Source organism: Allobosea sp. (genome assembly GCF_030694325.1).
Taxonomy (GTDB): Bacteria; Pseudomonadota; Alphaproteobacteria; order Rhizobiales; family Beijerinckiaceae; genus Allobosea.
The window spans coordinates 1-7,339 of the sequence record NZ_JAUXYO010000033.1; the positions used below are offsets into that span (position 1 = coordinate 1).

Genomic DNA, 7,339 nt, shown 5'->3' on the forward strand with positions numbered 1-7,339 from the left:
GCGCCGGCCTGCCGCTGCAGGACATGGAGTTCGTGCAGTTCCACCCGACCGGCATCTACGGCGCCGGCTGCCTGATCACGGAAGGCGCCCGCGGCGAGGGCGGCTACCTGACCAATTCGGAAGGCGAGCGCTTCATGGAGCGCTATGCCCCGTCCGCCAAGGATCTCGCCTCGCGCGACGTCGTCTCACGCTCGATGACGATGGAGATCCGCGGCGGCCGTGGCGTCGGCAAGAACAAGGACCACATCTACCTGCATCTCGACCATCTCGACCCGAAGATCCTGCACGAGCGCCTGCCCGGCATCTCCGAGAGCGCCAAGATCTTCGCCGGCGTCGACGTCACCCGCGAGCCGATTCCCGTGCTGCCGACGGTCCACTACAACATGGGCGGCATCCCCACGAACTTCCATGGCGAGGTGCTGACCAAGGTCGACGGCAACCCCGACACCGTGGTGCCCGGCCTGATGGCGATCGGCGAGGCGGCCTGCGTCTCCGTCCATGGCGCCAACCGCCTCGGCTCGAACTCGCTGATCGACCTCGTCGTCTTCGGTCGCGCCGCCGGCCTGCGCTGCGCCGACACGGTGAGCGCGGGCGAGAAGCAGCCCGAATTGCCGAAGAACTCGGCCGACCTGGCGCTCTCGCGCCTCGACAAGTACCGCAACGCTTCGGGCGGCACGCCGACCGCCGACCTGCGCGGCCGGATGCAGCGCACGATGCAGGACAACTGCGCCGTCTACCGCACCGGCGAGACGCTGGAAGAGGGCCACAAGCTCATCCACGAGGTCTGGGCCGGCATCACCGACATCGGCACCAAGGACCGCTCGCTGATCTGGAATTCGGACCTGATCGAGACGCTGGAGTTCGACAACCTGATCACCCAGGCCGTCGTCACCATGGACTCGGCCCTGAACCGTCCCGAGAGCCGCGGCGCCCATGCCCGCGAGGACTATCCGAACCGCGACGACAAGGACTGGATGAAGCACACCCTGTCCTGGATCGACGACGAGAAGCGCACCGTCACGCTCGACGACCGCCCGGTCCACACCTACACGCTCTCGAACGACATCGAGTACATCAAGCCCAAGGCGCGGGTGTACTGAGGACGATTTGACAGATGGCTGAATTCAATCTTCCGCAGAACTCGCGCCTCGTCGCGGGCAAGACCTGGCCGAAGCCGGCCGGGGCCGCCAAGCTGACCGAGTTCAAGGTCTATCGCTGGAGCCCCGACGACACCGAGAATCCGCGCACCGACACCTACTTCGTCGACCGCGAAGATTGCGGCCCGATGGTTCTGGACGCGCTGATCTGGATCAAGTCCAAGATCGATCCGACGCTGACCTTCCGCCGCTCCTGCCGCGAGGGCATCTGCGGTTCCTGCGCCATGAACATGGACGGCAAGAACGGGCTGGCCTGTACCACCGGCATCGACGAGTGCGGCTCCAAGGGCAAGGTCGCGATCTACCCGCTGCCGCATATGCCGGTGATCAAGGACCTGGTGCCGGACCTGACCCAGTTCTACGCCCAGCACGCCTCGATCGAGCCCTGGCTGCAAACCACGACGCCGGCGCCAGAAAAAGAGTGGTAGCAGGGCCGCGTGGACCGCGAGAAGCTCGTCGGGGTTTATGAGTGCATCCTCTGCGCCTGCTGCACCACCTCCTGCCCGAGCTACTTGTGGAATGGCGACCGCTATGTCGGCCACGCCGCCCTGCTGCAGGCCTATCGCTGGCTGATCGATAGCCGCGACGAGCAGACCGGCGAGCGCCTCGACAATCTCGAGGACCCGTTCCGGCTCTATCGCTGCCACACCATCATGAACTGCGCCAACGCCTGCCCCAAGGGTCTCAACCCGGCCAAGGCGATCGCGGAGGTCAAGAAGATGATGGTGGCGCGCCAGGTTTGAGCAGGTTTGCTCCGACGATCCTCATTCCCGCGCCGTCATCCCGGCCGAAGCGAAGCGGAGCGCCGGGATCCATCGTAGGGAACTGAGCCCTCCGATGGATCCCGGATCGGCGCTGCTGCGCGGCTTGTCCGGGATGACGGAGTGGTTCTACCGCGCAACTCAGCCGATATACCGCGCCGGCCTGAACGGAGCCGGGTCCACCGGCGGCGTCTCGCCGCAGACCAGGGCGGCGACGATCTCGCCCGTGATCGGGCCCGTCGAGAAGCCGAGATGCTGGTTGCCGAAGGCGAGCCAGAGGCCGGGGTTGCGCGGCGCCTCGCCGATCATCGGCAGTGAATCCGGCAAAGTCGGCCGTGCGCCGCGCCAGGTCTCTCCGGCGAATTCGTCGAGCGGGAAGGCTTCGCGCGCACTCGCCGTGACCTGATCGATCTGGCGGTGGTTGTCGGGCGCGTCGCGGCGGCTCAGATCGACGCCGCTGGTGACGCGGTAGCCCTCTTCCATCGGCGCCATGAAATAGGCGGCGTCGACGTCGTAGACCGGGCGCGACAATTTGGCCCCCGGCTTCGCCCGCAGATGGCGGTGATAGCCGCGCTCGACGTCGAGCTTGGGGTCGAGGCCCAGAGGCGCCAGGAGATCCATGCTCCAGGGCCCGAGCGCGACGACGGCGATGTCGGCCTCGAAGTCGCCCTGTGGCGTCATCACCCGCCAGCCGGACGCGCCGCGCTCCAGCCGCTGGACTTCCGCCCGCTCGATCCGCCCGCCGCGCTGCGCGAACAGCTCGGCATAGGCCTGCGTCACGGCGCCCGGCGAATCCACCGAGGCGTTCTCCAGGCAGAGCAGCCCGGCGTGGAAGATCGGGTTCAGCGCCGGTTCGACGCCCGAAATGCCCTGCCGGTCGAGCACCTGCGAGGCGATGCCATGCGCCTTGAGGAAGTCGTGCTCGGCCTGGGCCGCCGCATGGCCGGCCTCGCTGCGCCAGAGCTTGAGCGTGCCGGTCTCGCGCAGGCGATGGCTGACCCCGGCCTCCGCCATCAGCGCGCGATGGCGCTCGACCGTGCTGCTCGTCAGCGACTCCAGCGCGGCGATGCGGGCGGCCGCCTGCGAGGGGCGTGCCTCCCAGAGGAAGCGCAGCAGCCAGCCCGGTCGGGTCAGCGCTCGCGACCAGTCCAGGTTCAGCGCCGGGTGGCGGTTGCCGAGATAGCTCCTGATCTTGCCGTAGAGCCCGGGATTGTTGAGCGGCACGATCGAGGAGCGCGCCAGCACGCCGGCATTGCCATAGGAGGTTTCCCGGCCGGGCTCGCGGCGGTCGATCAGGGTCACGGTGAAGCCGCGCTTCTGGAGCGAGAGCGCGCAGGAGACGCCGACCATGCCGGCGCCGAGAACAAGGGCTGTGCGGGTCACGCGGCGTCCGTTTCGGTCGGGAGTTTGAGCCAGTGGTCGAGGAAGCCATCGAGCCAGCGGCGGATCGCCGGGTCGTGCTGGTACCAGCCCTCGAGATGGAGATGGCGCAGCTGCGCGCCCGGCATCAGTGTGCGTTCATGCCCGCGCACCGACCAGCGGCACATCATCGCCGGCGTCACCTCCGGGTGGAACTGGATCCCGTAGGCGCGCGGCCCAGAGCGGATCGCCTGGACCGGAAAATCGCCGCCGGTCGCCAGGCACTCCGCGCCGGGCGGGCAATCGAAGCCCTCACGGTGCCATTGATAGACGGTGCCGGGCCAGTGGAAGCCGGCCTCCGCCGCATGATCGCGGCCGTGATCGGTGAGGTCGAGGCCGTAATAGCCGACCTCGGCGCGCCCCTCCGGATGGGTGTAGACCCGGCCGCCCAGCGTCCGCGCCAGCATCTGCGCGCCCAGACAGATGCCGAGATAGGGGGCGGCCTCCTTCAGGCAGACATTGATCCAGTCGATCTCGGCCTTGACGAAGTCGTCGGGGTCATTGGCCGACATCGGCCCGCCGAAGATCACCGCGCCGGCATGGTCGCGCATCGTCTGCGGCAGCGGGTCGCCATAGCGCGGCTTGCGGATGTCGAGCGCGTGGCCGCGCGCCTGCAGCAGCCGGCCGACGCGCCCCGGGGTCGAATGCTCCTGATGCAACACGATCAGCACCGGCCGGGGCCGGTGCTGGGCACGGCGGCGGGCCGCGCGGACGATGCGGGAGGAGCGCGCCGGAACGGCGTGAACGGTCATCGCGAAATCGGCGTCGGCCATCGGCGGTGAGACAAGCGGGCGGGAGCGGCGGATCGGCGCCGCCCCGACTGTGTGGGGGTGGCTCCTGCCACGCAAGCAATTTGTGAGCCGGTGGCGGCATGGCGACGCTGTCGCGACCGCATGACGCCCTTTCGTCGACTGTCAGCGCCAAAAACCCCTGTCACGCCGACTGCAGTGCCAACAACCCGACGGCCTGTCGAACCGGGGTCGTGCTGACAGAACGTCCCGCTTGCCGCGTCTGCGCGCCGAGGCCCTCGTCAGACACGTGTGCCGCCATCAGCCATGATGACTGAGGCCGTGCAGAAGGATGCCTCGTCGGACGCCAGCCACAGGATCGGCCAAGCGACCTCGCGCGGATCGGCCCAGCGCTGCATGATGTTGTGATCGACCTTCTCCGTGCGCAGGTCCTGCTCGGTCTTGCCCTGCGGTGCGAAGCGCCGGACATGGAAGGGCGTCAGGGTCAGGCCCGGGCAGACGGCATTGACGCGCACGCCATGGCCGACCTCCTCGAAGGCGAGTGTCTTGGTCATCGAGATGATGCCGGCCTTGGCGACGTCGTACTGGCCCATGCCGCCGCGCGGGTTGAACGCATGGGTCGAGGAGATGTTGACGATGGCGCCCTTGCCGGATCGGCGCAGGGCCGGCAGCGCCTCGCGTGCCAGATAGGCGTAGCTGAGCAGATTGACCGAGAGGATCTTCTGCCAGGTCTCGGCCTTGGCCGCATCGAGCGGCTCATAGGAGCGGATGCCGGCATTGTTGACCAGCACATCGACACCACCGAAGGCCTCGAGCGTGCGCGCAACGATCTCGGCCGCGGCACTTTCCTGGCCGACATCGGCGGGGATCGCGATCAGATCGACGCCGGGCACGGCGGCCTTCACCATGGCCTCGACCTCGGCGAGCACGGCTTCGTCGATGTCGACGAGGGCGAGGCGCGCGCCCTCTTCCGCGAAGAGCTGCGCCGTGGCGGCGCCGATGCCCCCCGCCGCGCCGGTGATGATCGCGGTCTTGCCGCTGAGACGGGTCATGGTCGAACCTTTCCAGATAGTGAGATCAGCCGGCGAGCGTCGCGCTCGATTCCAGCGCGCCCCGGCCGGTGGCGACACGCCAGAGCCAGACGAGGCTGTAGACCGCCATCAGGGCGGCGCAGGCCGGGATCGCGCCGTAGAACCAGGCCTTGTCGAGGCGCAGGAACGGCGTCGTCTCGCCCGAATTCTGCGCGAAATCCCACCCGTAGACGACCAGCACCAGCGCGAAGCCGAGCATCGCCAGGTTGATGGCGATCTCGACCAGCCGCTTGGCGGCGGCCGGCATCAGGTCCTCGAACAGCATGACGCGGTAGAGCACGCCTTCGCGCCACAGCGCGAGCGAAGTCAGCATCACCAGCCAGATGAAGAGCAGTTCGACCAGCTCGTCATAGCCGGGAATGGTGAAGAGCGGCAGCAGCCGCAGCACGATGGCGAGCGCCAGCAGCACGAACAGGCCGAGCAGGCAGGCGATCGCGGCGACCTTGCAGGCAATGGCGACGAGCCGGTCGAGGGCCCCGAACAAGCGCATCATCGCGCCACTCCGTAACCCAAGGCATGGGGCAGCCACAGCGAGATCCCCGGAACGAAGGTGATCAGCATCAGCACCCCCATCAGCGCCAGCACATAGGGCCAGATCTCGCGGGTGATCTCAGCGATCGAGATCCTGGCGATGCCGGCCATGACGTAAAGACACAGCCCGACCGGCGGCGTCACCAGCCCGATCATGATGTTGAGCACCAGGATCACGCCGAAATGCACGGGATCGACGCCGATCTGGGTGATGACCGGCAGCAGCACCGGATAGGCGATAATCATGATGGCGATGCCCTCGATGAACATCCCGAACAGCAGTAGCGTGAGGTTGATGACGAGCAGGATGACCCAGGGTTCGGAGGACAGCGTCAGCAACGACGCCAGCACCGCATTGGGGATCTGCTGCTGGACGAGGACCCAGCCGAAGGGCGCCGCCAGCGCGATGATGAACATGACCTGCGCCGTCTGGCGGGCGCTGTCCCAGATCACCGCCAGCGTGTCCGACCAGGCGAGTTCGCGATAGACGAAGCGCCCCAGCACGAAGGCGTAGCCCGCCGCCACCACGGCGGCTTCGGTCGGCGTCGCGATGCCGGTGAAGATCACGACCAGGATGGCGGGCGGCAGGAGCAGTGCCGGCAGGGCCCGCAGGAGGATCCCTCGAACCACCGGCAGCGGCGGCAGGCCCTCGCCACGCGGCAGGTTCATCCGCTTCGCCACCAGCGCGATGACCGCCATCAGGGAGGCCGCCATCAGCAGGCCGGGCACGATACCGGCGAGAAACAGCGCGCCGACCGAGACATTCGCCAGGCTGCCATAGATCACGAAGGGGATGCTGGGCGGAATGATCGGGCCGATCGTCGAAGACACGGCCGTGATCGTCGCGGCGAAGCGGCTGGTATAGCCGGCCTTGGTCATGGCGCGATGCTCGATCACGCCCATGCCCGCCGCATCCGCGACGGCCGAGCCCGACATGCCCGCGAAGATCACGCTGCCGATGACGTTGACATGCGCCAGCCCGCCCCGGACCCGGCCCATGCAGAGCTGGGCGACCTGGAAGATGCGCTCCGTCGTGCCGCCGACATTCATCAGATTGCCGGCCAGCACGAAGAAGGGGATGGCCAGGAGCGGGAACGAGGTCGTGCCCGCATAGGTGCGCTGGATAAGGATCACCAGCAGGTCCGGGCCCACCGTCGCGATCATCGTGCCGATCGCGACCAGCCCCAGCGCCACCGCGATCGGAACGCCCAGCAGAATGACGACGCAGACGCCGATCAGGACGGCGGATACCAGCATGCGGACCAAGATCCTCGGGAACGAAGACAGGAGCGTCGACCGCCCTCGGCAGGGCCGGTGCCGCTGCGGGGGCTCCACCCGCCGCGCGAAGCGGCGGCGGGTGGCTTCAGCGCGGAGTCACGCCACCCGGGCGGCGGCGACGAGCTTCGTCCAGGTGTTCCAGGTGTCATCGCCCAGCGCCTTGCGCAGCTGGGCATAGGCCGGCTCCATCTTCTCGCGGAACGGGCCGACATCGGGCCGCGTCACGGCCACACCGGATTTCTGCATCTCGGCGAGATTGCTCTCCTCATTGTCGCGCACGCCCTTGCGCGCCGCCGCGCCGGCCGTCGCGGCCTCCTCGCTGACGATCTGGCGCTGCGCTTCGTTGAGCTTGT

General features: G+C 68.0%; 6 protein-coding genes and 2 pseudogenes. 2 read left to right on the forward strand and 6 right to left on the reverse strand.

Annotated elements, in window-relative coordinates:
• Positions 1 to 1,100: FAD-binding protein (locus Q8M82_RS01435; RefSeq protein ID WP_305689608.1), on the forward strand; the 1,100-nt coding region annotated here is incomplete at its 5' end.
• 14 nt (positions 1,101 to 1,114) lie between these two features.
• Positions 1,115 to 1,900: pseudogene (locus Q8M82_RS01440) on the forward strand (succinate dehydrogenase iron-sulfur subunit).
• A 159-nt stretch (positions 1,901 to 2,059) separates the two neighbouring features.
• On the opposite strand, the gene Q8M82_RS01445 reads toward Q8M82_RS01440, so the two are convergent.
• The 6 genes and pseudogenes from Q8M82_RS01445 to Q8M82_RS01470 form a co-directional block, all read right to left on the reverse strand.
• Positions 2,060 to 3,301, reverse strand: a complete 1,242-nt coding sequence (locus Q8M82_RS01445) for an NAD(P)/FAD-dependent oxidoreductase (RefSeq protein WP_305689609.1) — start codon at positions 3,299 to 3,301, stop codon at positions 2,060 to 2,062.
• Positions 3,298 to 4,089, reverse strand: coding sequence for a glutamine amidotransferase (locus tag Q8M82_RS01450; RefSeq protein WP_305689610.1), 792 nt, complete (start codon positions 4,087 to 4,089; stop codon positions 3,298 to 3,300). The genes Q8M82_RS01445 and Q8M82_RS01450 overlap by 4 nt, the downstream gene beginning before the upstream one ends.
• 278 nt (positions 4,090 to 4,367) lie before the next feature.
• Entirely contained in the window at positions 4,368 to 5,138 is a 771-nt protein-coding gene (locus Q8M82_RS01455) for an SDR family NAD(P)-dependent oxidoreductase (RefSeq protein ID WP_305689611.1), read from the reverse strand.
• A 25-nt stretch (positions 5,139 to 5,163) separates the two neighbouring features.
• Positions 5,164 to 5,670 (reverse strand): TRAP transporter small permease, encoded by a 507-nt coding sequence (locus Q8M82_RS01460; protein WP_305689612.1) that lies wholly within the window; start codon positions 5,668 to 5,670, stop codon positions 5,164 to 5,166.
• Positions 5,667 to 6,965 (reverse strand): TRAP transporter large permease, encoded by a 1,299-nt coding sequence (locus tag Q8M82_RS01465; RefSeq protein ID WP_305689613.1) that lies wholly within the window; start codon positions 6,963 to 6,965, stop codon positions 5,667 to 5,669. Before Q8M82_RS01465 ends, Q8M82_RS01460 begins: the two co-directional genes overlap by 4 nt.
• 117 nt (positions 6,966 to 7,082) lie before the next feature.
• Positions 7,083 to 7,339 (reverse strand): annotated as a pseudogene (locus Q8M82_RS01470) (hypothetical protein); the annotation flags it as partial.